This is a genomic window from Streptomyces sp. NPDC058985, from assembly GCF_042740985.1.
Lineage (GTDB): Bacteria > Actinomycetota > Actinomycetes > Streptomycetales > Streptomycetaceae > Streptomyces.
On sequence record NZ_JBHYJX010000008.1, the window covers coordinates 60,783 to 83,679 of the forward strand.

Annotated in this window: 20 protein-coding genes; 12 read left to right on the plus strand and 8 right to left on the minus strand. The window is 72.9% G+C overall.

What is annotated here, in order from left to right; translation table 11 throughout:
• Positions 1 to 88: 88 nt before the first annotated feature.
• The gene (locus ACFW01_RS09585; protein WP_234957361.1) at positions 89 to 970 is read right to left on the minus strand and encodes an SIS domain-containing protein; all 882 of its coding nucleotides are present in this window, start codon (positions 968 to 970) and stop codon (positions 89 to 91) included.
• A gap of 139 nt (positions 971 to 1,109) precedes the next feature.
• Between ACFW01_RS09585 and ACFW01_RS09590 the strand changes: the two genes are divergently transcribed.
• Positions 1,110 to 1,895 (plus strand): DeoR/GlpR family DNA-binding transcription regulator, encoded by a 786-nt coding sequence (locus tag ACFW01_RS09590; RefSeq protein WP_161330417.1) that lies wholly within the window; start codon positions 1,110 to 1,112, stop codon positions 1,893 to 1,895.
• A gap of 18 nt (positions 1,896 to 1,913) precedes the next feature.
• Here the strand turns inward: ACFW01_RS09590 and ACFW01_RS09595 are convergent, their stop codons facing one another.
• Positions 1,914 to 2,909 carry a hypothetical protein gene (locus ACFW01_RS09595; protein WP_384502778.1) on the minus strand — a complete coding sequence of 332 codons (996 nt, stop codon included), beginning with the start codon at positions 2,907 to 2,909 and terminating at the stop codon, positions 1,914 to 1,916.
• Between the two features lie 210 nt (positions 2,910 to 3,119).
• Between ACFW01_RS09595 and ACFW01_RS09600 the strand changes: the two genes are divergently transcribed.
• The 3 genes from ACFW01_RS09600 to ACFW01_RS09610 all read left to right on the plus strand — a co-directional run bounded on the left by ACFW01_RS09600 (position 3,120) and on the right by ACFW01_RS09610 (position 7,555).
• Complete coding sequence (locus ACFW01_RS09600) at positions 3,120 to 5,396, plus strand: heavy metal translocating P-type ATPase (RefSeq protein WP_384502779.1); 2,277 nt, start codon at positions 3,120 to 3,122, stop codon at positions 5,394 to 5,396.
• A 189-nt stretch (positions 5,397 to 5,585) separates the two neighbouring features.
• The gene (locus tag ACFW01_RS09605) at positions 5,586 to 6,281 is read left to right on the plus strand and encodes a phosphatase PAP2 family protein (protein WP_234957364.1); all 696 of its coding nucleotides are present in this window, start codon (positions 5,586 to 5,588) and stop codon (positions 6,279 to 6,281) included.
• 209 nt (positions 6,282 to 6,490) lie between these two features.
• Complete coding sequence (locus tag ACFW01_RS09610) at positions 6,491 to 7,555, plus strand: ABC transporter permease (protein WP_234957365.1); 1,065 nt, start codon at positions 6,491 to 6,493, stop codon at positions 7,553 to 7,555.
• A gap of 33 nt (positions 7,556 to 7,588) precedes the next feature.
• Here ACFW01_RS09610 and ACFW01_RS09615 read toward each other — a convergent pair whose 3' ends face one another.
• Positions 7,589 to 8,056, minus strand: coding sequence for a MarR family transcriptional regulator (locus ACFW01_RS09615; protein WP_234957366.1), 468 nt, complete (start codon positions 8,054 to 8,056; stop codon positions 7,589 to 7,591).
• A 161-nt stretch (positions 8,057 to 8,217) separates the two neighbouring features.
• On the opposite strand from ACFW01_RS09615, the gene ACFW01_RS09620 reads away from it, so the two are divergent.
• Complete coding sequence (locus ACFW01_RS09620; protein ID WP_384502780.1) at positions 8,218 to 9,153, plus strand: NADP-dependent oxidoreductase; 936 nt, start codon at positions 8,218 to 8,220, stop codon at positions 9,151 to 9,153.
• 150 nt (positions 9,154 to 9,303) lie between these two features.
• Positions 9,304 to 10,509: a cysteine desulfurase-like protein gene (locus ACFW01_RS09625; RefSeq protein WP_384502781.1), complete on the plus strand. Its 1,206-nt coding sequence runs from the start codon at positions 9,304 to 9,306 to the stop codon at positions 10,507 to 10,509.
• A gap of 22 nt (positions 10,510 to 10,531) precedes the next feature.
• Here ACFW01_RS09625 and yicI read toward each other — a convergent pair whose 3' ends face one another.
• A complete protein-coding gene (gene yicI, locus ACFW01_RS09630; RefSeq protein WP_384502782.1) occupies positions 10,532 to 12,802 on the minus strand; it encodes an alpha-xylosidase in 2,271 nt (756 codons plus the stop codon).
• A 284-nt stretch (positions 12,803 to 13,086) separates the two neighbouring features.
• Here yicI and ACFW01_RS09635 point away from each other — a divergent pair, with 284 nt between their 5' ends.
• From ACFW01_RS09635 to ACFW01_RS09650, 4 genes are all read left to right on the plus strand, one after another.
• Positions 13,087 to 14,301, plus strand: coding sequence for a sugar ABC transporter substrate-binding protein (locus ACFW01_RS09635; RefSeq protein WP_234957370.1), 1,215 nt, complete (start codon positions 13,087 to 13,089; stop codon positions 14,299 to 14,301).
• A gap of 11 nt (positions 14,302 to 14,312) precedes the next feature.
• Positions 14,313 to 15,212 carry a carbohydrate ABC transporter permease gene (locus ACFW01_RS09640; protein ID WP_234957371.1) on the plus strand — a complete coding sequence of 300 codons (900 nt, stop codon included), beginning with the start codon at positions 14,313 to 14,315 and terminating at the stop codon, positions 15,210 to 15,212.
• Between the two features lie 6 nt (positions 15,213 to 15,218).
• On the plus strand, positions 15,219 to 16,046 hold the full coding sequence (locus ACFW01_RS09645; RefSeq protein WP_384502783.1) for a carbohydrate ABC transporter permease: 828 nt from the start codon (positions 15,219 to 15,221) through the stop codon (positions 16,044 to 16,046).
• A 91-nt stretch (positions 16,047 to 16,137) separates the two neighbouring features.
• Positions 16,138 to 17,310 carry an MFS transporter gene (locus tag ACFW01_RS09650; protein ID WP_234957640.1) on the plus strand — a complete coding sequence of 391 codons (1,173 nt, stop codon included), beginning with the start codon at positions 16,138 to 16,140 and terminating at the stop codon, positions 17,308 to 17,310.
• Positions 17,311 to 17,323: 13 nt separating this feature from the next.
• On the opposite strand, the gene ACFW01_RS09655 is transcribed toward ACFW01_RS09650, so the two are convergent.
• Positions 17,324 to 17,716, minus strand: coding sequence for a MarR family transcriptional regulator (locus ACFW01_RS09655; protein WP_234957373.1), 393 nt, complete (start codon positions 17,714 to 17,716; stop codon positions 17,324 to 17,326).
• 72 nt (positions 17,717 to 17,788) lie between these two features.
• Here ACFW01_RS09655 and ACFW01_RS09660 point away from each other — a divergent pair, with 72 nt between their 5' ends.
• Positions 17,789 to 18,073, plus strand: coding sequence for a DUF6332 family protein (locus ACFW01_RS09660; protein WP_234957374.1), 285 nt, complete (start codon positions 17,789 to 17,791; stop codon positions 18,071 to 18,073).
• Here ACFW01_RS09660 and ACFW01_RS09665 read toward each other — a convergent pair.
• The 3 genes from ACFW01_RS09665 to ACFW01_RS09675 form a co-directional block, all read right to left on the minus strand.
• Positions 18,034 to 18,699, minus strand: coding sequence for a response regulator transcription factor (locus ACFW01_RS09665; protein WP_234957375.1), 666 nt, complete (start codon positions 18,697 to 18,699; stop codon positions 18,034 to 18,036). The genes ACFW01_RS09660 and ACFW01_RS09665 overlap by 40 nt on opposite strands.
• A complete protein-coding gene (locus ACFW01_RS09670) occupies positions 18,696 to 19,931 on the minus strand; it encodes a sensor histidine kinase (protein WP_384502784.1) in 1,236 nt (411 codons plus the stop codon). The genes ACFW01_RS09665 and ACFW01_RS09670 overlap by 4 nt, the downstream gene beginning before the upstream one ends.
• Before the next feature lie 213 nt (positions 19,932 to 20,144).
• Positions 20,145 to 21,374: a geranylgeranyl reductase family protein gene (locus tag ACFW01_RS09675; protein ID WP_125489606.1), complete on the minus strand. Its 1,230-nt coding sequence runs from the start codon at positions 21,372 to 21,374 to the stop codon at positions 20,145 to 20,147.
• 144 nt (positions 21,375 to 21,518) lie between these two features.
• Between ACFW01_RS09675 and ACFW01_RS09680 the strand changes: the two genes are divergently transcribed.
• Positions 21,519 to 22,874, plus strand: a complete 1,356-nt coding sequence (locus tag ACFW01_RS09680) for a dipeptidase (RefSeq protein WP_234957378.1) — start codon at positions 21,519 to 21,521, stop codon at positions 22,872 to 22,874.
• Positions 22,875 to 22,897: the final 23 nt, after the last annotated feature.

Consider the following 22,897-nt stretch of genomic DNA (forward strand, 5'->3'; position numbering starts at 1 on the left):
GGTCTCTCCCTTCCCGGGCGTCGGGGCACGGGTGTCGGGGGCGGGCTCGGGACGGGTGACGGGTGCGCACCGGGTGCGCGGGGCGGCGTCAGGGGGCGAGGATCACCGAGCGCGTGAGGTGGCGCGGGCGGTCCGGGTCGAGGCCGCGGGCGGCGGCGACGGCGACGGCGAGCCGCTGGGCCCGGACCAGTTCGGCGAGCGGGTCCAGCTCCCCCGGTACCCACATCGCGCCGGTGTCGCGGACCTGGTCGGCCAGTCCCTCAGGGGCCTCGCCGAACATCCAGGTGGCCGTGGAGGCGGTGCTGATGCTGATGGGCCCGTGTCGGTACTCCATCGCCGGGTATGCCTCGGTCCAGGAGAGGGACGCCTCGCGCATCTTGAGTCCGGCCTCGTTGGCCAGTCCGACGGTCCAGTCCCGGCCGAGGAAGGTGAACTGGGTGCACTCGACCAGTCCTTCGGGCAGCGCGGCGGCGAGCGCCTTGCGGGCGTCGGCGACGACCGCGTCGGTGTGCAGGCCCAGGTGGGCGCGGAGCAGGGTGAGGGCGGTGGTCGCGAACCGGGTCTGGACGACCGACCGTTCGTCGGCGAAGTCGAGGACGACCACGTCGTCGGCGACCGCCATGACCGGCGTCCTGGGGTCCGCGGTGATCGCGACGGTCCGGGTACTGCCCTTCAACTCCGCGAGCAGCTCCAGCACTTCGGTGGTGGTGCCGGAGCGGGTGAGGGCGACGACCCGGTCGTACGCGCGTCCCCGCGGGAATTCCGAGGCGGCGAACGCGTCCGTCTCGCCCTGGCCCGCGCCCTCGCGCAGCGCCGCCACCGACTGCGCCATGAAGTACGAGGTGCCGCAGCCGACGACGGCCACCCGCTCGCCCGCCGCGGGCAGCGCCGCCGTGTGCCCCGCCGCCTCCGCGGCGGCGCGCGTCCAGCACTCGGGCTGGCTGTTGAGTTCGTCCTCGACATGCGTCATGCCGCACACTCCCCGATCGACCGCTCTGATTGTTCTGATTGTTCCTGCAAGATATAGCGAGCTTTCGAGCACAATCAAGCAATCCGGGGAAGTGGACCGTGCGCTAGGGTCGGCGGGAGATCGAGGAACGGAGGCGCGGATGTCGCGCGACGCCCGCTGGAAGGCGCTGCTGGAACTGCTCGTGGAGCGGGGCCGGCTGGACGTCGAGGAGGCGGCGACCGAGCTGGAGGTCTCGGCCGCGACGATCCGCCGGGACTTCGACCGGCTCGCCGAGCAGCAGATGCTCGTGCGCACGCGCGGTGGCGCGGTCGTGCACGGAGTGTCGTACGAGCTGCCGCTGCGCTACAAGACCGCCCGTCGCGCCTCGGAGAAGCAGCACGTCGCGCAGGCGGTCGCCGCCCTGGTGGCGCCCGGGGAGGCGGTGGGACTGACCGGGGGGACGACCACCACCGAGGTGGCGCGCGCCCTGGCCGTCCGCGCCGACCTGGCCGCCGGGACGCCCGCACTGACGGTGGTCACCAACGCGCTCAACATCGCCAACGAGCTGGCCGTGCGGCCGCAGTTCAAGATCGTGGTGACCGGCGGGGTGGCCCGGGCGCAGTCGTACGAGTTGATCGGGCCGCTCGCGGACGGCGTGCTGGGCCAGGTGACGCTCGACGTGGCGGTGCTGGGTGTCGTCGCCTTCGACGCCGCACACGGTGCGGCGGCGCACGACGAGGCAGAGGCGGCGATCAACCGGGTGCTGTGCGAGCGCGCCGAGCGTGTGGTGGTGGCCGCCGACTCCAGCAAGCTGGGCCGGCGGGCGTTCGCCCGGATCTGCGCGACCGAGTCGGTGGACACGCTGGTCACGGACGCCTCGGCCGACCCCGAGCTGGTACGCCAGTTCGAGGAGGCGGGGGTCCGGGTCGTCACGGCCGGCGCGTAGGAGCGGTTCGCCGGAGCCTCAGTGCCCGCGCTCGTCGCCGTGTTCATCACCGTGTCCGTCGCCGTGTCCGGTCGGCGAGGAGGGCGCCGGTTCCGACGCGTCCGGCGCCGCACCGGCCCGCACGGTGAAGGCGGCGGTGTGGACCTCGCCCCGGTGCCGGAAGTCCAGGAAGAGGCGGTACGTGCCGTCACTGGGCGCGGTGGCCGTGAAAGAGATGCCCGGGCCGGGGCTGGTGGTCCCGTCGCCGGGCGCGCCGCCCGGGTGGACGTGCAGGTAGGCGAGGTCACCGGAGCGCAGGGCGACGAGGTGGCCGTAGGCGCCGAGGTGGGGCTCGAGGTCATTGACGGGTTCGCCGTCACGGGACACCTCGAACTTCAGCTCGCTCGCCTTGCCGGGGCGCAGGGATCCGGCGAGCTCGACCTGGTAACCGTCGGTCCTGGCGGTGCCGTTGAGGGCGGGCATGCGCGCGGGCTCGTAGCTGCCGGAGGCGGCGAGGTCGGCGCCGAGCGTGAGGTTCCCGGCGCCCTTCCCGGCCGGGGTGAAGTCGGCGAAGACGCGGTAGCCGCCCGCGCGAGGCAGGTCGACGGGGGTGCTCCAGGTGCCGTCGGCGGCGCGCGTGGGGTGCAGGTGGCGGTAGGTGACCAGGTCGCGTGAGGCGACGATGAGGTGGAGTTCCTTGTCGTGCTCGCGCTGGTACGCGGTGACGGCCCCGCCGCTCGCGTCCCGGACCGTGAAGCGCAGCTCCCGACGCTCACCGGCGCTGACGCTCGGGGTGGCGAGGTCGAGGGTGTAGCCCTTCTCGGAGACCTGGAGTCCGCCGGGCGGGGTGCTCTCGTGCCCCTCGTGGACGCCGCCCTCCGACTCCCGGGGCGCCGGCCCGCCGTGCTCGTCGTGGGGCGCGGGCAGCGCGCTCTCCTCCACGACGGGGTCGACTCCCAGGCCGACGCCGTACGCGGTGCCGAAGGTCGCGGCGAGGGCGGCGGCGAAGGCGGTGATCCTCAGTCCGGTGCGCATGACGGTCGTCTCCTCGGGTTGCGGGCCCTCCGACTCGACGGCGACTGGAGGACTCTTTCTGCATTTCACAATACCCCTAGGGGGTACCTAGTCAAGCGAGGTGAACGCTTGCGTTCGATACCCCCTGCGGGTATACATGAATCCGGAACAGAGATACCCCCTCCCCGTATAAGCGACCCCGCACACGCCGCGCACGCGTCAGGAGCAGCCATGACCACCGGCACGACCAGCACACAGGCCGAGGTGGAACTCGCCATCGGCGGCATGACCTGCGCCTCATGTGCCGCCCGGATCGAGAAGAAGCTCAACCGGATGGACGGGGTCAGCGCCACCGTCAACTACGCGACGGAGAAGGCCAAGGTCAGCTACGGGGGCGAGGTGTCCGTACCGGACCTGATCGCCACGGTCGAGGCGACGGGATACACGGCCCACGAACCCGAGCCGGTACGCACCGGGCTCGCGTCCGGCACCGGGCCGGCCGCTCCCCCCGGGGACGGCGACGCGCTGCGGCCCCTGCGGCAACGGCTGGTCACCGCCGTACTGCTCGCCGTCCCCGTCATTGCGATGGCGATGGTGCCGGCGCTGCAGTTCGAGTACTGGCAGTGGCTGTCGCTGACTCTCGCGGCGCCCGTGGTGACGTACGCCGCGTGGCCCTTCCACCGGGCCGCCCTCGCCAACGCCCGGCACGGCGCGGCCACCATGGACACGCTGATCTCGGTGGGCACCTCGGCGGCGTTCCTGTGGTCGCTGTGGGCCCTGTTCCTCGGCACCGCCGGCACACCCGGCATGACCCACCCCTTCGAGCTGACCATCGCACGCGGTGACGGCTCCGGGAACATCTACCTGGAGGCGGCCGCCGGGGTGACCGCCTTCCTCCTCGCCGGGCGCTACTTCGAGGCACGCGCCAAGCGCAAGGCCGGCGCCGCGCTGAGAGCCCTGCTGGAACTGGGCGCGAGGGAGGTCACGGTCCTGGGCTCCGACGGCCGGGAACGGACGGTTCCCACGGCCGAGCTGGCGGTGGGTGACCGCTTCCTGGTCCGCCCCGGCGAGAAGATCGCCACCGACGGCACGGTCGTGGAGGGCTCCTCCGCGGTGGACGCCTCGATGCTCACCGGCGAGTCGGTCCCCGTCGAGGTCGGCGTGGGCGACGGCGTCACGGGCGCGACCCTGAACGCGGGCGGCCGGCTGGTGGTCGAGGCGACCCGTGTCGGCGCCGACACGCAGCTGGCCCGGATGGCGAGGCTGGTCGAGGACGCGCAGAACGGCAAGGCCGCCGCCCAGCGCCTGGCCGACCGCGTCTCCGGTGTCTTCGTCCCCGTCGTCATCGCCCTGGCGCTGGCCACCCTGGGCTTCTGGCTCGGCAACGGGTCCGGACCCACCACCGCGTTCACGGCCGCCGTCGCCGTACTGATCATCGCGTGCCCCTGCGCCCTGGGCCTGGCCACGCCGACCGCCCTCATGGTCGGCACCGGCCGGGGCGCCCAGCTCGGAATCCTCATCAAGGGACCCGAGGTGCTGGAGTCCACCCGCGGGGTCGACACCGTCGTCCTCGACAAGACCGGCACCGTCACCACCGGCCGGATGACCCTGCTCACCGTGCACACCACCGCTGACACCGAGGAGGACGACGTACTGCGCCTGGCCGGTGCCCTGGAGCACGCCTCGGAGCACCCGGTCGCCCGCGCGATCGCCGACGGGGCGCTGGAGCGGCTGGGCGGCGCCCTGCCCACCCCCGAGGACTTCGCCAACGTCCCGGGCCTCGGCGTGCAGGGCGTCGTCGACGGCCACGCGGTCCTCGTCGGCCGGGAGCGGCTGCTCGCCGAGTGGGCGATGGCCCTTCCGGCGGACCTGGCCCGTGCCAAGGGCGAGGCGGAGACGTCCGGGCGGACCGCGGTCGTCGTCGCCTGGGACGGGGAGGCGCGGGCGGTCCTGGAGGTCGCGGACGCGGTGAAGGAGACCAGCGCCGAGGCGATCGGCCGACTGCGCGCGCTGGGGCTGACGCCGGTACTGCTGACCGGGGACAACCGTGCCGTGGCCGCCTCCGTGGCCCGCGAGGTCGGCATCGCCCCCGGGGCCGTCTTCGCCGAGGTGCTGCCCCAGGACAAGGTCGATGTGGTCAAGCGCCTCCAGGGTGAGGGGCGTTCGGTCGCGATGGTCGGCGACGGCGTCAACGACGCCGCCGCGCTCGCCCAGGCCGACCTGGGGCTCGCCATGGGCACCGGCACCGACGCCGCCATCGAGGCCGGCGACCTCACCCTGGTCCGCGGCGACCTGCGCGCCGCCGCCGACGCGATCCGGCTGGCCCGCAGGACGCTGGGCACGATCAAGTCCAACCTGTTCTGGGCCTTCGCCTACAACGTCGCCGCGCTGCCGCTCGCCGCGGCCGGACTCCTCAACCCGATGATCGCCGGTGCGGCCATGGCCCTCTCCTCGGTCTTCGTCGTCGCCAACTCGCTGCGCCTGCGGTCCTTCCGGGCCGCGGGCTGAGCGGGCCACCGGCACGCCGGAGGCGGCGTCGGCGTCGGCGTCGGCCGAGTGCATCCGCCCGGCCCCGTTCCACGCGCGGTCCACGTCCCCCGGACGGCCCCACCGACGCGCCTCGGGGCACCGAGACGGACCAGGATGGTGCGGCGAGGACCACGCCACGTACCCGGCCGGCCCACGGAGCAGAAGCCGATGAACGAACCGACCAGAGCCGACGGGGACGACGACACCGGCGGCCCGCCGGACCCGCTGCCCGCCCCGCGACTGGCCCCCGGCCGGGCCCTCGGCGCCGTGCTCGGCGACCTGCGTGCCGTCGACGGCGCGCTGTACGCGGCGGTCGCCGCCACCTCCACGCCCACGCTCGACCGGGCGCTGCGCCGCCTCTCCCACGCCGCGGACCATTCGAAGGTCTCCCTCGGGATCGCCGCCGCCCTCGCCCTGAGCGGGGCGCGGGCGCGCAGGGCCGCGCTCGTCGGGGCCGGGGCGGTCGCCGTGGCCTCGGCCTCGACGAACCTGCTGGGCAAGCGGCTGGTGCGCAGGGCGCGGCCGGACCGGGAGTCGGCGCGGGTGACGGTGGACCGGTACGTGCCCATGCCCGCGTCGGCGTCCTTCCCGTCGGGCCACACGGCCGCGGCGGTCGCGTTCGCCACCGCGGTCGGCGTCGTCCTGCCCGCCGCCGCCGTCCCCTTGGGCGCGCTGGCGAGCGCCGTCGGCTACTCCCGGGTCCACACCGGCGTCCACTACCCCGGCGACGTCGCCGCGGGCGCCGTCGTGGGCATCGCCAGCGCGGCGGCGGCGCTGGCCGCGGCAGCCGCCGCCCCGGTCCCGGGCGTGCGGTCGGTCTACTCGGCGCCGACGGCGCCGCAGACCGGCGTCGGACCCCGGTAGCCGCTGCTGGGGCCGCAGACTCACGGAGTGTCGCGGCACGGCGGCCCGCACCCGGGGTCCCCGCCGGCAAAGCCCCTGGCTCGTGCGGGGCCAGGGGCCTCACGCTCCGTGCACCCCCCGGATCGGGCCCGCGCCCCTCACGCTCCGTGCACCCCCGGGCGACGGCGCTCCTGGTGCCCTTTCCGCCCGGCTGTGGAAACGTCCGGATCATGGCCCACCTGTCCCACGGCGCCCACGGCAGGTCTCCGACCCGCGGGCGGCGCTGGTCCGCGTTCCGGCAGTCGCCGTTCTGGCCGGCCACGGTGCTGGTGCTGATCCTCGCCGCCGCCGCCGGTCTCTTCGCGGGCTCGTACACCTACTCGATGGCCGACCCGACGCCGCGCTCGATCCCGACAGCGGTGGTCGGCTCGTACGACGAGGCCCGCAGCCGGGCCTATCTGGACGGCCTTGAGCAGGCCCTGAACGCCTCGGTGAAGGTGCACACCTACGACACCCGGTCCGCGGCGGTCGGGGCGCTGGAGGACCAGGAGGTCTTCGCGATCTTCGAGTTGCGCGAAGGGGGACGGACCGCCGTCCTCGACCTGTCCAGCGCGTCGGGCGCCTCGGTCGCCGAAGTCCTGTCCGACGCGGCACCGGCAGTGGGCCGGAAGACGGGCGTCCAGGTCACCGTCCGGGACATCAACCCCCTCCAGGAGGGCGACCCACGGGGGCTGGCGATCTTCTACATCTCCCTCGCCGCGGTGATCATCGGTTTCGTCGGGGCGATCCAGCTCAGCGTGCACGCGCGGTCGCTGGTCCCCTTCGAGCGCATCCTGTTCACGATGGCCTACGCGCTGCTCGGCGGCTTCGCCATCGCCGCGACGGTGGACTGGCTGCTGGACGCGCTCGACCTGCCGTTCGCGGAGTCGTGGCTGATCCTGGCGCTCACGCTGTTCACCTCCGGCATGGTCTTCTCCATGTTCAACACCCTGTTCGGGCGCTGGGCGATGCTGCCGACCTGGGGGCTGATGGTGCTCCTCGGCAATCCCTCGTCCGGCGGCGCGGTGTCATGGCCGCTGCTGCCGTCCCCGCTGGGGGTGATCGGCCAGTGGCTGCCGCCGGGCGCCTCGGTCAACGCGCAGCACACGGCGGTGTACTTCCAGGGCCATCAGCACGTGTTCCCGTTCCTGGTGCTGGGCGGATGGGCCCTGTTGTCCTGCGCGGTCTTCTGGATCTGGCGTCACCGGCACCCCGGCGGGCGCGAGAAGGAGCCGGCGGCGGCGGAGGAGTCCTGAGGCGGCGGCACCCCTGACCTCAGTCGAGTGGCCTCAGTCGAGTTCCTCCCGCACCGTAGCGGCGATGCGGGTGAGCGCGGCCCCGAGGTGACGGCGCTGAGCGGCGGTCAGCGGATCGAACACGAGCCGCTTCACCAGCGCGACGTGCTCCGGCGCGCTCTCGACGAGCTTCTGACGGCCGGCGTCGGTCAGGGTGGCCAGGGTGTACCGGCCGTCTCCGGGGTCGGGGCGGCGGGCGACCCAGTGGCGGGACTCGAAACGGTCCATCACCTTCGACAGCCGGGGCTGGGTGCTGTCGCTGACCCGGGCCAGTTCGCTGAGACGCATCGTGGCCTCCTGAGCCATGGACAGCTGGGCCAGCACCCCGTACTCGAAGTTGGAGATGCCCGCGTCGCGCTGCAGCTGGCGGTCGAGGGCTGCCGGGAGGGCGATGACGACCGTGCGCAGCGCCTGCCACAGGTCCTGCTGGTCGTCGTCGAGCCAGGGTGACTGGGTGTCCATGGGTCTCATCATACTTGCCCGGGCAACCTGAATCACTTGCCTGGGCAAGTCTAATTGGGTTAGCTTCACACTTGCCTCGGCAAGTAAAAATACTTGCCTGAGCAAGTCAATAGTCCTTTGACGCCCTGGCGAGGACGTCAGGCATACCCTGAGGAACTGCCATGAAGGCCATACGTTTCCACGAGTTCGGCAGCAGCGGCGTCCTGCGCTACGAGGAGGTCGACCGTCCGGTCCCCGGCCCCGGGCAGGTGCTGGTGCGCGTGACGGCCACGTCGTTCAACCCCGTCGACGACCACATCCGCGCCGGTGTCCTGGCCAAGATGATCCCGATCGCGCTCCCCTACGTGCCGGGGATCGACCTGGCGGGCACCGTCGCCGAACTCGGCGCCGGCGTCACGGGCCCGGAGGTGGGCGACCGGGTCGTGGCGATGCTCCCCCTCGACTCCGCCGGAGGTGCCGCCGAGTACGTGCTCGCTCCGGCCGCGTCCGTGGCCCCGGCCCCCCGGACGACCGAGTTTGCCGACGCGGCCGCGCTGCCGCTGACCGGTCTGGCGGCCTGGCAGACGGTGTTCGAACTCGCCGGGCTGAAGCCCGGACAGACCGTCCTGGTCAACGGGGCGGGGGGTGCGGTGGGCAGCCTCGTCGTGCAGCTCGCCGTCGACGCGGGCGCGAAGGTGACCGCGGTGGACGCGCCGACGCACGCCGACCGCCTCCGGGACTACGGCGCGGACCGCGTCGCCGGCCCTCTCGACCTCGCCGCGGGCCCGGCCGCCGTGGGCGGTCCGTTCCAGGCCGTGGTGAACCACGTCCGCGTCTCCCCCGAAGAGCTGGCACGGCTGACGGAGTACGTCGCCGACGGCGGGGTCGCGGCGAGCACGGCCGGCCCGATTCCCGAGGATCCCGCCCGGGGCGTGCGGAGCGCGAGCCTGTGGGTCCGGAGCGACGGAGCCCAGCTGGCCGAGCTGGTGGCCAAGGTGGACGCGGGCAGGCTCCGGCTGCACGTCGCCGCGCGCCGCCCGGTGGCCGAGCTGGCCGCCGTGCACGAGGACGCCGGCGCCGGACGGCTGCCCGGCAAGACGGTCGTCCTCGTTCCCTGACCGCGCCCGGACGGACCGGCCGCCCGCCGTTCACTCCCCGTCGGCGGGCGGCCCGGAATCCGGGCCCGCCCGACCGCCCCGTCTGTTCCGAACGCGGCCCGGCTGCGATCATGAGGACGGAGTTTCCGCCTTCGGTTGGTTGGAGTGCACATGGCCCTCGACGTCGACGCGATCCGCGCGCAGATACCCGCCCTGAAGTCCGGCTCCGCCCGTTTCGACGCGCCGGGCGGCACCCAGACCCCGCAGCCGGTGATCGACGCCATCGGCGAGGCGCTGGCCGGCCCACTGGCCAACCGGGGCCGGACGACCGAGGGTGAGCGCAACGCGGACGGCATCGTCGCGGACGCCCGGAGCGCGCTCGGCGACCTGCTGGGCACCGAGCCGCGGGGGATCGTCCTAGGCCGCAGCGCCACCCAGCTCGCCTACGATCTCTCGCGGACGCTCGCCAAGGCGTGGGGGCCCGGCGACGAGGTGGTCGTCACCCGCCTCGACCACGACTCCAACATCCGGCCCTGGATCCAGGCGGCCGAGGCGGTGGGCGCGAGCGTACGGTGGGCGGACTTCGACCCGGTCACCGGGGAGCTGCTTCCCGAGCACATCGAGGCGGTGCTCTCCCCGCGCACCCGGCTGGTCGCCGTGACGGCCGCCTCCAACCTGATCGGCACCATGCCCGACCTGCCGGCCGTCGCCCGTCTGGCGCACGGAGTCGGCGCACTGCTGCACGTGGACGCCGTGCACTACGCCTCGCACGCGGTCGTCGACCCGGCGGCGCTCGGCGCGGACACGCTGGTCTGCTCGCCGTACAAGTTCCTCGGGCCGCACCTGGGCGTGCTGGCGGCGCGGCCCGAGTTCCTGGAGACACTGCGCCCGGACAAGCTGCTGCCGTCCAGCGACGCCGTCCCCGAGCGGTTCGAGCTGGGCACGCTGCCGTACGAACTGCTGGCCGGCACCCGTGCCGCGGTGGATTTCCTCGCCGGTCTGGAACCGGACGCGCCCGGCGGCCGCAGGGAGCGGCTCGTCGCCTCCTTCACCGCGCTGGAGACGCACGAGGACGCGTTGCGCCGGCGGATCGAGGCAGGGCTGGCGGACCTCGGCACCATCACCGTCCACTCCCGCGCCGCCCGGCGCACGCCCACCCTGCTGTTCACCGTGGCGGGCCTGCGCCCGGCCGAGGTGTACCGGCGGCTCGCCGGGCAAGGGATCGACGCGCCCGCCGGCACCTTCTACGCGCTGGAGGCCTCGCGCCGCCTGGGCCTGGGCGACGAGGGCGCGGTCCGCGTCGGCCTGGCGCCCTACACCAGTGCCGACGACGTGGACCGGCTCCTGACGGCCCTCGCCGCTCTCCCCACCGGCTGACCGGGAGTCCCGGCGTCCGGGCTCACCCCAGCGGCACCGTCACCTCACCCGCGCCGCGCGCGCTCACGCCGCCCGCGACCCGCACGGTGAACGGCCGGTCGGTGCCGGTGGCGGTGACCCGCAGGACGTCGCCGTCGCGGCGCACGCGGAAGGTGGCGGCCGGGGTGCCCAGCAGGTCGGGCGCGGTGACCTCGGTCGCGTAGTCCGCGCCGACGGGCGGGTGGACCAGCAGGGTCGGGTCGTCCAGCCAGTCGCCGTCGGGGCGCCGGTCGTCGGAGGCCAGCGGCAGGACGGCGCCCTCGCGGACGTAGAGCGGCAGGCTGTCGAAGGCGTGCCGTTCGGTGCGCCAGGCCGGGCCCGTGACGCGCTCGCCGGTCAGGAGGTGGGTCCAGGTGCCCTCGGGGAGGTAGACCTCCACCTCGCCGTCCTCGGTGAAGACCGGGGCGACCAGGAGGTCGGGGCCGAGCATGTACTGGCGGTCCAGCGGGCGGCAGCCGGGGTCGTGCGGGAACTCCAGGAGCATCGGACGCATCATCGGCACGCCGGTGCGGTGGGCCTCGGCGGCGACGCCGTACAGGTACGGCATCAGGCGGTGTTTGAGGAGGGTGAACCGGCGGGCGACGTCGACCGCCTCCTCGCCGAACTCCCAGGGCACCCGGTAGGACGAGGAGCCGTGCAGCCTGCTGTGCGAGGAGAGCAGGCCGAAGGCCAGCCAGCGGGTGAAGACCGCGGCGTCGGGCGTGCCCTCGAAGCCCCCGATGTCGTGGCTCCAGAAGCCGAAGCCGCTCAGGGAGAGCGACAGTCCGCCCCGCAGCGACTCGGCCATCGCCTCGAAGGACGACCAGCAGTCACCGCCCCAGTGGACGGGGTACTGCTGCCCGCCCGCGGTCGCCGAGCGGGCGAAGAGGACCGCCTCGCCCTGGCCGCGTTCCTTCTCCAGGAGTTCGAAGACGGTGCGGTTGAAGAGGTGGGTGTAGTAGTTGTGCATGCGCTGCGGGTCGGAGCCGTCGTGCCAGACGACGTCGGTGGGGACGCGCTCGCCGAAGTCGGTCTTGAAGGAGTCCACGCCCTGGTCGAGCAGGGGTTTGAGCTTCCCGGCGAACCAGTCGCGGGCGGCGGGGTCGGTGAAGTCGACCAGGCCCATCCCGGCCTGCCACAGGTCCCACTGCCAGACGTCGCCGTCCGGCCTGCGGACCAGGTGCCCGAGGGCGGCGGCCTCGTCGAAGAGCGGGGACTTCTGGGCGATGTAGGGGTTGATCCAGACGCTGACCTTCAGTCCCTTCGCCTTGAGCCGGGCGAGCATGCCCTCCGGATCGGGGAAGACGTCCGGGTCCCACTGGAAGTCGCACCACTGGTACTCGCGCATCCAGAAGCAGTCGAAGTGGAAGACGCTCAGCGGGATGCCGCGTTCGGCCATGCCGTCCACGAAGGACGTCACGGTCCGCTCGTCGTACGACGTGGTGAAGGACGTGGTGAGCCAGAGGCCGAAGGACCAGGCCGGGGGGAGGGCGGGACGGCCGGTGAGGGCGGTGTAGCGGGTCAGGACGTCCTTGGGGGTGGGCCCGGCGACGACGTAGTACTCCAGCGTCTGGTCCTCGACGCTGAACTGCACCTGGCCCACGGACTCGGAGCCCACCTCGAAGGAGACCGCGCCGGGGTGGTTGACGAAGACGCCGTAGCCGCGCGAGGAGAGGTAGAACGGGATGTTCTTGTAGGCCTGCTCGCTGCTGGTGCCGCCGTCGGCCTGCCACATGTCGACGACCTGGCCGTTCTTGACGAACGGGGTGAAGCGTTCACCCAGTCCGTAGACCTGCTCGCCGACGCCGAGCGAGAGGCGGCTCAGCATGTGGTGGGCGCCGTCGCCGGTGGTGGCGAAGGCGGTGCCCTTGGCGTTCGCCCGGGTCAGCTCGCGTCCGTCCGCGTCGTGGAAGGTCAGGCCCCAGGGGCCGGCGCGGTCCAGCCGGAGAGTGAGCGGGCCGCTGGTCAGCTCGGTGACGGTGCCGTCCTGGCGCACCGCGCCGGCGCCGTCGGCCGGGTCCGCTAGGACGAAGTCGGGGCCGGGCCCGCGTTTTCCGGCGTGATGGGTGACGCGGACGCCGATGACCCCCTCGGCGGGCGAGAAGCATTCGACCGTGAGCAGCGGCGCGTTGAGCGTGTCCCCCCGCCGCGCCACCTTCTTCACGGCGGCATAGGTGGTGAAGCGCTTCGATTCCGGGCGTACATCGCGTACCTCGGTGGCGTACGAGAGATGCACACCCTCACGGATGAGCCAGAAGCCGTCGGTGAACTTCATGATCTTCCTCGGGTGGGGCGGGAGCTGTCGGATGGGGAGCGCAGAAGCCGTCGCACAGCAAGTTGATCGTACACAGAACCCCTCCCGGTTCCGAGGTGTTCACGCCAACTCAGCCGACTTGAACAGGCATGATCACCGAAAACAACACCACCGTCACCGCGCGGAGCGAAGAGACCGGAGCTGCTTCGGTCTAGCGCGGGAGCGGTTCCGTGACGTATTAGTCATCCCATCAAACAAAACGGTCCGGCGGGGCAGCCGGACGGGACGACAGCAAGGGCCGCACCATGTCGAAGCGCTTCACCTCGCTTGCCACCGCTTCCGTGCTGGTCGCCGGGGCGGCGCTGGCCGGCTGCGGACAGCAGCGCGACGCGGACGTGTACACCGTGATGAATTCCTCGACCGACGAGTCCTACCACCGCTGGGACGCCGAGGCGATGGCTCGCTGCGGGGAGCGGCTGGGGATCACCATCGAGCAGCAGAGCGTTCCGGCGGCGCAGGTGATGACGAAGGCGCTGCGCATGGCGTCGTCCAAGTCGCTGCCGGACATCGTGCAGTTCGACGCGTCCGAGATGCCGACGTTCGCCGAGGCGGGCGGTCTGGTCGACCTCGGGACCCTCGGGCTCAGTACCGACGGCATACCCGACGGCATCGTCGATTTCGGCTCCTACGAGGGGACGTACTACGGCGCGGCCCGGTCGGTGAACACCCTCGCCCTGTTCTACGACAAGGACGTCCTCGACGAGGCGGGCGTGCGCGTGCCCACCACCTGGGCCCAGTTGCGGGAGACCGCGAAGCAGCTCACCCGGGGCGGGCGGTACGGACTGGCGCTCAGCGCGGGCGGCGCGGAGGACGGCGTCTTCCAGTTCCTGCCGTTCATGTGGTCCAACGGCGGCGACGAGACCGACCTGGACGGTCCCGAGGTGGTCGAGGCCCTCGACTACTGGAAGGGCCTGCTCACGGACGGCTCGCTCTCGAAGTCGACGGTCAACTGGACGCAGGCGGACGTCAACGACCAGTTCATGGCCGGCAACGCGGCGATGATGATCAACGGGCCGTGGCAGGTGGAGACCCTCAACAGCGACGAGTCGCTGCACTGGGGCATCGCGCCGGTCCCGGTCCCCCGAGCCGGCGACGACTCGGTGGGTCCCCTGGGCGGCGCCGTGCTCACCGTGCCCCACACCGGTGACGAGGCGCGGGAGAGGACGGCGGGGAAGATCGTGGCCTGTCTGTCGAGCGAGGAGGAGCAGCTCACCTACGCGCTCAACAGCTGGATGGTCCCGGCCAACGCCCGGGCCGCCGCCGCCTGGCGCGAACGGGTGCCCGAACTGGACTCCCTCGCCGACCAGGTGGCCGTCGCCCGGTCCCGGACGGCGCAGCTCGGCGCCGGCTGGTCGAGTGTGTCGCTCGCCCTGCAGAGCGCCTTCCAGTCCGCCCTGACCGGCCAGTCCAGTGAGTCCGCCCTGAAGCGCGCCCAGCAGCGGGCCACGAGCGGGAACTGAGGTACACCCCCATGACCACGCCCACCGTCTCCGCCCGCACCCGGCGCCGGCTCGCGCAGTGGGGGTTCGTCGCCCCCGCCGTCGTCTTCATGCTGCTGTTCTTCGGCTATCCGCTGGTCCGCAACGTCGTGATGAGCTTCCAGCACTACACGCCGAAGACCTTCTTCACCGGTGAGGCGCCCTTCAACGGGGCCGACAACTGGTCGGGCGTGTTCCAGGACGCGCTGTTCGGCAAGGCGCTGTGGCACACGCTGGTGTTCACCGCCGGGTCGCTGCTCGGGCAGTTCTGCGTCGGGCTGGCGCTCGCGGTCTTCTTCAGCCGCCGCTTCCCGCTGAACGGCGTGCTGCGCTCGCTGATCCTGCTGCCCTGGCTGGTGCCCATGGTGGTCTCCGGCATCGTGTGGCGGCGCATCCTCGACCAGGACACGGGCGTGCTCAACTCGTTCCTGGACACCCTCGGGGCGGGCGGTCACGCGCCCTGGCTGACCAGCCCGGACCTCGCCCTGCTGTCGGTCGTCCTGGTCAACGTCTGGATCGGCATCCCGTTCAACATGGTCATCCTGTACGGCGGTCTCCAGGAGATCCCGAAGGAGCTGCACGAGGCGGCCGCCCTGGACGGCGCGTCGGCGTGGCGGACCTTCCGCTCCGTCACGCTGCCGGTGCTCAGGCCGGTCGTCACGGTCGTGCTGGTGCTGGGGTTCATGTCGACGGTGAAGATCCTCGACCTGATCCTCGCCCTGACCGACGGCGGCCCGGCCGACGCCACGCAGACGCTCGGCACACTGACGTACCAGAACTCCTTCGTGCAGCTGGACTTCGGCGCGGGCGCCGTGGTCGGCAACGTACTCATCCTGATCTCCGCCGTGTTCGCGGTGTTCTATCTGCGGGCCAACCGCACCGAGGGGAAGTGACCGACGATGGCCACCCACACGCCCACCGCGTCCCGGCGCCGCTGGGGCTCCACCGTCGCCGGCGTGCTCGTCCTCGGTGTGATGCTCTTCCCGCTGTACTGGATGCTCAACACCGCGCTCCAGCCCGAGTCGGGGCTGCTCCGGGTCGACCCGGTGCCGGGCGGCCTCGACCTGTCCGGCTTCTCCAAGGCCATCCGCGACCAGGGCGGGCACCTGCTGACCTCACTGGCCGTCTCGCTCGGCGCGGTCGCCCTCTGCCTGGCGATCTCGGCGCCGGCGGCGTACGGGCTCGCGCGGTTCGGGCTGCGCGGCTCGCGCACCATCGTGTTCGGCACCCTGATCACCCAGATGGTGCCGGGCATCGTCATCGCCAACGCGCTCTACAACTCGTACGTCGACCTGGGCCTCGTCAACTCCTACTTCGGCCTGATGCTCGCGGACGCCTCGCTGGGCATCCCGTTCTCCATTGTGCTGATGCGCTCCTTCATGGTGTCGATCCCGGGCGAGGTGATCGAGGCCGCGCAGATCGACGGGGCCGGGCCGGTGCGGACGTTCGCGCGGGTGGTGCTGCCGATGAGCCGCAACTCGCTGATCACCTCGGGACTGTTCGCGTTCCTGTTCGCGTGGAGCGACTTCATGTTCGCGCTGACCCTGAACACGACCGACGAGGTCAAGCCCGTCACCCTGGGCATCTACCAGTACATCGGCGCGCACGTCGGCGACTGGGGCTCGGTCATGGCCGCCTCCGTGCTCTCCGCGGTACCGGCGGCGATCCTGCTCATCCTCGCCCAGAAGTACATCGCCGCCGGGATCACCGGCGGCTCCGTCAAATGACGGGGCGCGGGGCCGTGCCTTGCCGCGATCCCCGTTCGGCACTTAGCCTGACTTTGTGCCGCTGATAAACAAAACCCGATCGCACAGCGCCGTGCCGGGTCCCCGCGACGATCTCACCCGCCTGCGCATCGCCCTGACCGCCTTCTTCGCCCTCGACGGCTTCGTCTTCGCCGGCTGGGTGGTGCGGATCCCCGCCATCAAGGAGCAGACCGGGGCCTCCGCCAGCGCCCTGGGGCTGGCCCTGCTCGGTGTCTCGGCCGGTGCCGTCGTCACCATGACGCTCACCGGCCGGCTGGTCCGCCGCTACGGCAGCCATCCCGTCACCGTCGCCTGCGCGGTCCTGCTCTGCCTGAGCATCGCCCTGCCCCCGCTCACCCACTCGGCGCTCGCCCTGGGCGCCGTACTCCTGGTCTTCGGCAGCGCGTACGGCGGGATCAACGTCGCCTTCAACAGTGCCGCCGTCGATCTGGTGGCCGTGCTGCGGCGGCCGATCATGCCGAGCTTCCACGCGGCGTTCAGTCTCGGCGGCATGGTCGGTGCCGGGCTCGGCGGGCTGGTCGCCGGGTCGCTGTCCCCGACGCGGCACCTGCTCGGCCTCACCATGCTCGGACTGCTCGTCACCCTCGTCGCGGGCCGCGCCCTGCTGCGCTGCGAACCCGCCGCGCCGCCCGACCGCCCGGCCGGGGACGACGGCTCCCCGCGCCGCCTCGACCGCCGCACCCGCCGCTTGGTCGTCACCTTCGGGCTGATCGCCCTGTGCACGGCGTACGGCGAGGGCGCCATGGCCGACTGGGGCGCCCTGCACCTGGAGCAGGACCTGGACGCCTCGCCGGGTCTGGCCGCGGCCGGCTACTCCTGCTTCGCCCTCGCCATGACCGTCGGCCGGCTGACCGGCACGACCCTGCTGGAGCGGCTGGGCCGGACCACCACGGTGGTGGCGGGCGGCACCACCGCCGTGGCCGGGATGCTGCTCGGCTCGCTCGCCCCGTCGGTGTGGGTCACCCTGTTCGGTTTCGCGATCACCGGGCTCGGACTCGCCAACATCTTCCCGGTCGCCGTCGAACGGGCCGGCGCCCTGGGCGGACCGAGCGGTGTGGCGACCGCGTCCACGCTGGGATACGGCGGCATGCTGCTCGGGCCGCCCGCGATCGGCTTCATGGCGGACTGGTTCTCCCTGCCGGCCGCGCTCACCAGTGTGGCCGCGCTCGCGGCGGTCGCGGTGCTCGTCGCGATGGCGACCCGGCGCGCGGCGGTGGAGGGCTGAGGCACGGGGACGGTCAGCGCACCAGCATCCGGTTCAGCACGCCCCGCTGCACCGGGAGCGCCGCGGCGTGCCGGGCCCGCCCCTCGGCGGTGAGCGCCACCCGCACGCCCCGCCGGTCCTCCGGGCACAGGGAGCGCTCGACGAGGCCGTCCCTCTCCAGGCGGGCGACCAGCCGGGACAGCGCGCTCTGGCTCAGATGGACCCGCTCGGAGATCTGCTGCACCCGGTAGCCGCAGGCCCCGTCGGCGTCCGGCGAGCCCGCCAGGATGTCGAGCACCTCGAAGTCGCTTCCGCAGAGCCCGTGTCGGTGCAGCGCGCGGTCGAGTTCGCACTGGGTCCTGGCGTGCAGTGCCAGCATGCCGCGCCACCGCGCGACGAGCGCCTGTTCGGACCTGTCCCCCGCCATGGGCGCACCGTAGCAGAGCGCACTCGGCCCGCGACCGGTCGCCGGACCGGCCGGATCTGCCAGACTTGCCGAATGGAGACATACGGGGGGCGGCGTACGCAGGGCGAGCGGGACGCGATGACGGTCGAGATCGGCTACGCGCTGTGCAGCGCGGCGTTCGCGGCGGCCGTGCTGTTCGGGGCCGTGGCGGGACCCGCGTATCTCTTCGGTCTGCCGGCCGGTGCGCGGGGTGCGCTCGTGGCCGCGGGGGCGGTGCTGGCCGTCGCGGTGTTCCTGGTGCGGGTGGTGAGTGTGCTGGTGCGGTTCGGACGCGGGGATCAGCCCAGCCAGCCCGGCCGTACCAACCCCGACTCATAGGCGAGCACGACCAGTTGGGCGCGGTCGCGGGCGCCCAGCTTGACCATGGTGCGGCTGACGTGGGTCTTGGCGGTGAGCGGGCTGACGACCAGTCTGCGGGCGATCTCCTCGTTGGACAGGCCGATGCCGACCAGGGCCATCACCTCCCGTTCCCGCTCGGTCAGCCGGGCCAACTCGCCTGCCGCCGCCGGCTCCTTGGACCGGGCGGCGAACTCGGCGATCAGACGCCGGGTCACGCCCGGCGACAGCAGCGCGTCGCCGTCCACCACCGCGCGCACGGCGCGCAGGAGTTCGTCGGGTTCGGTGTCCTTGACCAGGAAGCCGGAGGCGCCCGAGCGGATGGCCTCGAAGACGTACTCGTCGAGTTCGAAGGTGGTGAGCATGACGACCTTCACCTCCCGCAGGCCGGCGTCCCCGGTGATCCGGCGGGTCGCGGCCAGACCGTCGAGCAGGGGCATGCGGATGTCCATCAGGACGACGTCGGGGCGCAGTTCGCGGATCACGCGCACCGCCTCCTCGCCGTCGGCGGCCTCGGCGACCACCTCGATGTCCGCCTGGGCGTCCAGCAGGGCCCGGAATCCGGCCCGTACCAGTGACTGGTCGTCGGCGAGCAGTACGCGGATCACCGGTCCTCCTTCGTGTGCGCCACGTCGATCGGCAGCGCGGCGAGCACGCGGAAGCCGCCGTCGGCGCGCGGGCCCGCCTCGATGGTGCCACCCAGCGCCGCCGCCCGCTCCCGCATGCCGGCCAACCCGTTGCCGCTGCCGCCCGCGTCGGCGCCCGTCGCCGGTCCGTCGTCGTCGACGCGCAGCCGCAGCGTGCGGCCGTCCCGGTCGAGGCGCACGCGCGCGTGCCGCGAACCCGAGTGCCGCACCACGTTGGTGAGCGCCTCCTGGACGATGCGGAAGGCCGCCAGGTCGGTACCGGGCGACAGTCGCGGCGACTCCCCCTCGACCTCGACGGTGAGGCCCGCACTCGCCGCCTGCTCGACCAGTTCGGGAAGCCGGTCGAGGCCGGGGGCCGGTGCGCGCGGCGCGTCTCCGGGGGTGCGCAGGGCGTCGAGGACCTGCCGCACCTCGCCGAGCGCCTCCTTGCTCTGGTCCTTGATGGTGGTGAGCGCGGTGCGCGCCTGCTCCGGGTCGGAGTCGAGGAGGGCGAGTCCGACGCCCGCCTGCACGTTGATCACGGAGATGCTGTGCGCGAGGACGTCGTGCAGCTCACGGGCGATCCGCAGCCGCTCCTCGTCCGCACGGCGCTTCGCCGCCTGGGCCCGTTCGGCCCGCTCCCGCGCCCACTGCTCGCGCCGGGTCCTGGCCAGCTCTGACAGCGCCACGATCGCCACCACCCAGGTGGCGATCACGATCTCCTCTCCCCAGGAGGCGGCGGAGTCACCGGACGGCGGCAGCCAACGGTAGAGCCAGTGCGACACCAGGGCGTGCCCGGCCCACAGCGCGGCCATCGCCGTCCACGCGGCCCGGCGGTGCCCGGTGACGACGGCGCTGAAGCAGGCCACCGCGACGGCCACGAACACCGGCCCGTACGGGTACCCCGCACCCAGGTAGATCAGCGTGGCTGCCGCCGTGCCGAACACCACGGGCACCGGGTGGCGCTGCCGCCACAGCAGGGCGGCCCCGGTGACGAACAGCAGCGCCCGCGCGAGGGGGTCCAGGCCGGCCCGCTCGCCCGCCTGGGCGTGCGCGGCGAAGTTGGAGCCGATCAGCACGAACGCCGTGATCAGCGCGGTGGAACGCCAGGGCCACCGGGGGCGGAGCGCCTCGTCGTCCCGCCGGTCCCACCACGGGGGTCCGTGCCGCCACCACTGCGGTGGCCCACCGCGGCGCTCGCGCTGTCCGTCCATGCCGCCACGCTAGACGCCGGGTGCCTGCGGCGGCGTCAGCCGGGCGTGGTGATCACGGGTACTCCCGGGGAAGTACGGCGCGGCTCCGCCGGTGGGGCGGCCGTGAGTGGGGGCTTCTGACGGTGGGCGGGTGCGGGTGTGCGGTGGCTGGGCGCGCAGTTCCCCGCGCCCCTGGGTGGGTCCGCGCGACGCCCCCTCCAAGGGCGAGCCGTGTCAGGAAGCGTCCTCGGGCGTGGGCCGTCGGTCCATGGCCGTCAGTGCCCGCTGGGCCAGCGGGTGGCCGCGGACCAGTTCGCCCAGGGACGTCGATCCCTGCGTGATGTCCTTGAACGCCTTCCAGGCCGGGCGGAAGCCGGTCAGGGCCGCGTGGAAGAGACCGGGGCGGCGCTCGAACACCGTCAGCATCCGCTTGCCGACGCTCATCTCCACGCCGAGGCCCGCCTTGATGGCGAAGGCGTAGTTGAGCGCCTGCCTGCGCGCGTCCACCGCGTCGTGCGCCTCCGAGATCCGCACCGCCCACTCCCCCGCGAGCCGGCCGGACCGCAGCGCGAAGGAGATGCCCTCGCGGGTCCACGGCTCCAGGAGGCCCGCCGCGTCGCCGCAGACCAGGACCCGGCCGCGGGAGAGCGGCGAGTCGTCCGCGCGGCAGCGCGTCAGATGGCCGGAGGAGATGCTCGGCTCGAAGCCGGCGAGTCCGAGCCGGCCGACGAAGTCCTCCAGGTACCGCTTGGTCGCCGCGCCCTCGCCCCGCGCCGAGATCACCCCGACGGTGAGTGTGTCGCCCTTGGGGAAGACCCAGCCGTAACTGCCGGGCATCGGCCCCCAGTCGATGAGGACGCGGCCCTTCCAGTCCTCGGCGACCGTGTCCGGCACCGGGATCTCCGCCTCCAGGCCGAGGTCGACCTGGTCCAGCTTCACCCCGACGTGCGCGCCTATCCGGCTGGCGCTGCCGTCCGCGCCGACGACCGCGCGTGCCAGCACCGTCTCCCCGCCCTGGAGGACGACGGCGACGGTGCGCCGGTCCGGGACCGCCGACCCGTGCTGCTCCACCCGGGCCACCGTCGCCCCGGTGCGCACCTCGGCGCCCGCCTTCTGCGCGTGCTCGACGAGCTGCTGGTCGAACTCGGGCCGGTTGATCAGCCCGAACAGCATCTGCCGGGAGCGCCGGGTCCGGGTGAAGCGTCCGTTGTTCGAGAACGTCACGGCGTGCACCCGGTCCCGGAAGGGCAGCTCGAAGCCGGGCGGAAGGGTGTCCCGCGAGGGACCGATGATGCCGCCGCCGCACGTCTTGTAGCGGGGCAGCTCCGCCTTCTCCAGCACCAGCACGCGGCGCCCCGCGACCGCCGCCGCGTAGGCGGCCGAGGCCCCTGCCGGTCCCGCGCCCACCACGACGACGTCCCAGACCTGACGCGCGTCGTCCGCCGAAGAGTTCTCGCTGCTCACGATGGTCTACTGCTCCGATCAAACCGCATGCCGCACCTGACCCCCGCATCCTACGGCGGCCATCGCCGCAGGCCACTGTGGGAGGATCGGCCCGTCAATCCAAGTACTCCTTGGTACAACGTCGCACCCACAAGGAGCGTGCCCATGTCGTCGAATCCGGTCGCCGAGACCGTCTCCTCGCTGCTGCCCCGCGCGAAGGAGGAACTCGCCGCGCTGGTGGCCTTCAAGTCGGTGGCGGACTTCGACCAGTTCCCGCGCAGCGAGAGCGTCGGCGCCGCCAACTGGATAGCGTCGGCCCTGCGCGCCGAGGGATTCCAGGACGTGGACCTGCTCGACACACCGGACGGCACCCAGTCGGTGTACGGGTACCTGCCCGGGCCCGAGGGCGCGAAGACGGTGCTGCTCTACGCGCACTACGACGTGCAGCCGCCACTGGACGAGGCCGGCTGGGTCACGCCGCCGTTCGAGCTGACCGAGCGGAACGGCCGCTGGTACGGGCGCGGCGCGGCCGACTGCAAGGGCGGTGTGCTGATGCACCTGCTGGCGCTGCGCGCGCTCAAGGCGAACGGCGGCGTGCCGGTGCACGTCAAGGTGATCGCCGAGGGTTCGGAGGAGCAGGGCACGGGCGGTCTGGAGCGGTACGCCGAGGCGCACCCGGAGCTGCTGGCCGCGGACACCATCGTCATCGGCGACGCGGGCAACTTCCGGGTCGGCCTGCCGACGGTCACCTCGACGCTGCGCGGCATGACCCTGGTACGCGTGCGCGTGGACACCCTGGAAGGCAACCTGCACTCCGGCCAGTTCGGCGGTGCGGCGCCCGACGCGCTGGCCGCCCTGATCCGCGTACTGGACTCGCTGCGCGCCGAGGACGGCTCCACGACCGTCGACGGGCTGGCGGCGGACAGCGCGTGGGAGGGCCTGGCATACGACGAGGAGCAGTTCCGCCGGGACGCGCGGGTGCTGGAGGGCGTGGAGCTGATCGGCTCCGGTGCGGTCGCGGACCGGATCTGGGCCCGCCCCGCCGTCACGGTGATCGGCATCGACTGCCCGCCGGTCGTCGGCGCCACCCCGTCGGTGCAGGCCGGCGCCCGCGCGCTGGTGAGCCTCAGGGTGCCGCCGGGCGTGGACGCCGCCGAGGCCACCAAGCTGCTCCAGGCGCACCTGGAGGCGCGCACGCCGTGGGGTGCCCGGGTCGGCGTCGAACAGATCGGCCAGGGCCAGGCGTTCCGCGCCGACACCTCCAGCCCGGCGTACCAGGCCATGGCGGACGCGATGGCGGTGGCGTACCCCGGCGAGGAGATGCAGTACGCCGGTCAGGGTGGCTCCATCCCGCTGTGCAACACCCTGGCGGCGCTGTACCCGGAGGCCGAGATCCTGCTGATCGGCCTGAGCGAGCCGGAGGCGCAGATCCACGCGGTGAACGAGAGCGTGTCCCCGCAGGAGCTGGAGCGGCTGTCGGTCGCCGAGGCGCTGTTCCTGCGCAACTACGCGGCGAGCTGAGCCGGGGCTGCTCGGGTTCTGCC

Excerpts from the sequence above, each read along its gene's own strand:
- ACFW01_RS09585 (WP_234957361.1), bottom strand. The coding sequence starts at position 970 with ATGACGCATGTCGAGGACGAACTCAACAGCCAGCCCGAGTGCTGGACG.
- ACFW01_RS09590 (WP_161330417.1), top strand. The coding sequence starts at position 1,110 with ATGTCGCGCGACGCCCGCTGGAAGGCGCTGCTGGAACTGCTCGTGGAG.
- ACFW01_RS09595 (WP_384502778.1), bottom strand. The coding sequence starts at position 2,909 with ATGCGCACCGGACTGAGGATCACCGCCTTCGCCGCCGCCCTCGCCGCG.
- ACFW01_RS09600 (WP_384502779.1), top strand. The coding sequence starts at position 3,120 with ATGACCACCGGCACGACCAGCACACAGGCCGAGGTGGAACTCGCCATC.
- ACFW01_RS09605 (WP_234957364.1), top strand. The coding sequence starts at position 5,586 with ATGAACGAACCGACCAGAGCCGACGGGGACGACGACACCGGCGGCCCG.
- ACFW01_RS09610 (WP_234957365.1), top strand. The coding sequence starts at position 6,491 with ATGGCCCACCTGTCCCACGGCGCCCACGGCAGGTCTCCGACCCGCGGG.
- ACFW01_RS09615 (WP_234957366.1), bottom strand. The coding sequence starts at position 8,056 with ATGGACACCCAGTCACCCTGGCTCGACGACGACCAGCAGGACCTGTGG.
- ACFW01_RS09620 (WP_384502780.1), top strand. The coding sequence starts at position 8,218 with ATGAAGGCCATACGTTTCCACGAGTTCGGCAGCAGCGGCGTCCTGCGC.
- ACFW01_RS09625 (WP_384502781.1), top strand. The coding sequence starts at position 9,304 with ATGGCCCTCGACGTCGACGCGATCCGCGCGCAGATACCCGCCCTGAAG.
- yicI (WP_384502782.1), bottom strand. The coding sequence starts at position 12,802 with ATGAAGTTCACCGACGGCTTCTGGCTCATCCGTGAGGGTGTGCATCTC.
- ACFW01_RS09635 (WP_234957370.1), top strand. The coding sequence starts at position 13,087 with ATGTCGAAGCGCTTCACCTCGCTTGCCACCGCTTCCGTGCTGGTCGCC.
- ACFW01_RS09640 (WP_234957371.1), top strand. The coding sequence starts at position 14,313 with ATGACCACGCCCACCGTCTCCGCCCGCACCCGGCGCCGGCTCGCGCAG.
- ACFW01_RS09645 (WP_384502783.1), top strand. The coding sequence starts at position 15,219 with ATGGCCACCCACACGCCCACCGCGTCCCGGCGCCGCTGGGGCTCCACC.
- ACFW01_RS09655 (WP_234957373.1), bottom strand. The coding sequence starts at position 17,716 with ATGGCGGGGGACAGGTCCGAACAGGCGCTCGTCGCGCGGTGGCGCGGC.
- ACFW01_RS09660 (WP_234957374.1), top strand. The coding sequence starts at position 17,789 with ATGGAGACATACGGGGGGCGGCGTACGCAGGGCGAGCGGGACGCGATG.
- ACFW01_RS09670 (WP_384502784.1), bottom strand. The coding sequence starts at position 19,931 with ATGGACGGACAGCGCGAGCGCCGCGGTGGGCCACCGCAGTGGTGGCGG.
- ACFW01_RS09680 (WP_234957378.1), top strand. The coding sequence starts at position 21,519 with ATGTCGTCGAATCCGGTCGCCGAGACCGTCTCCTCGCTGCTGCCCCGC.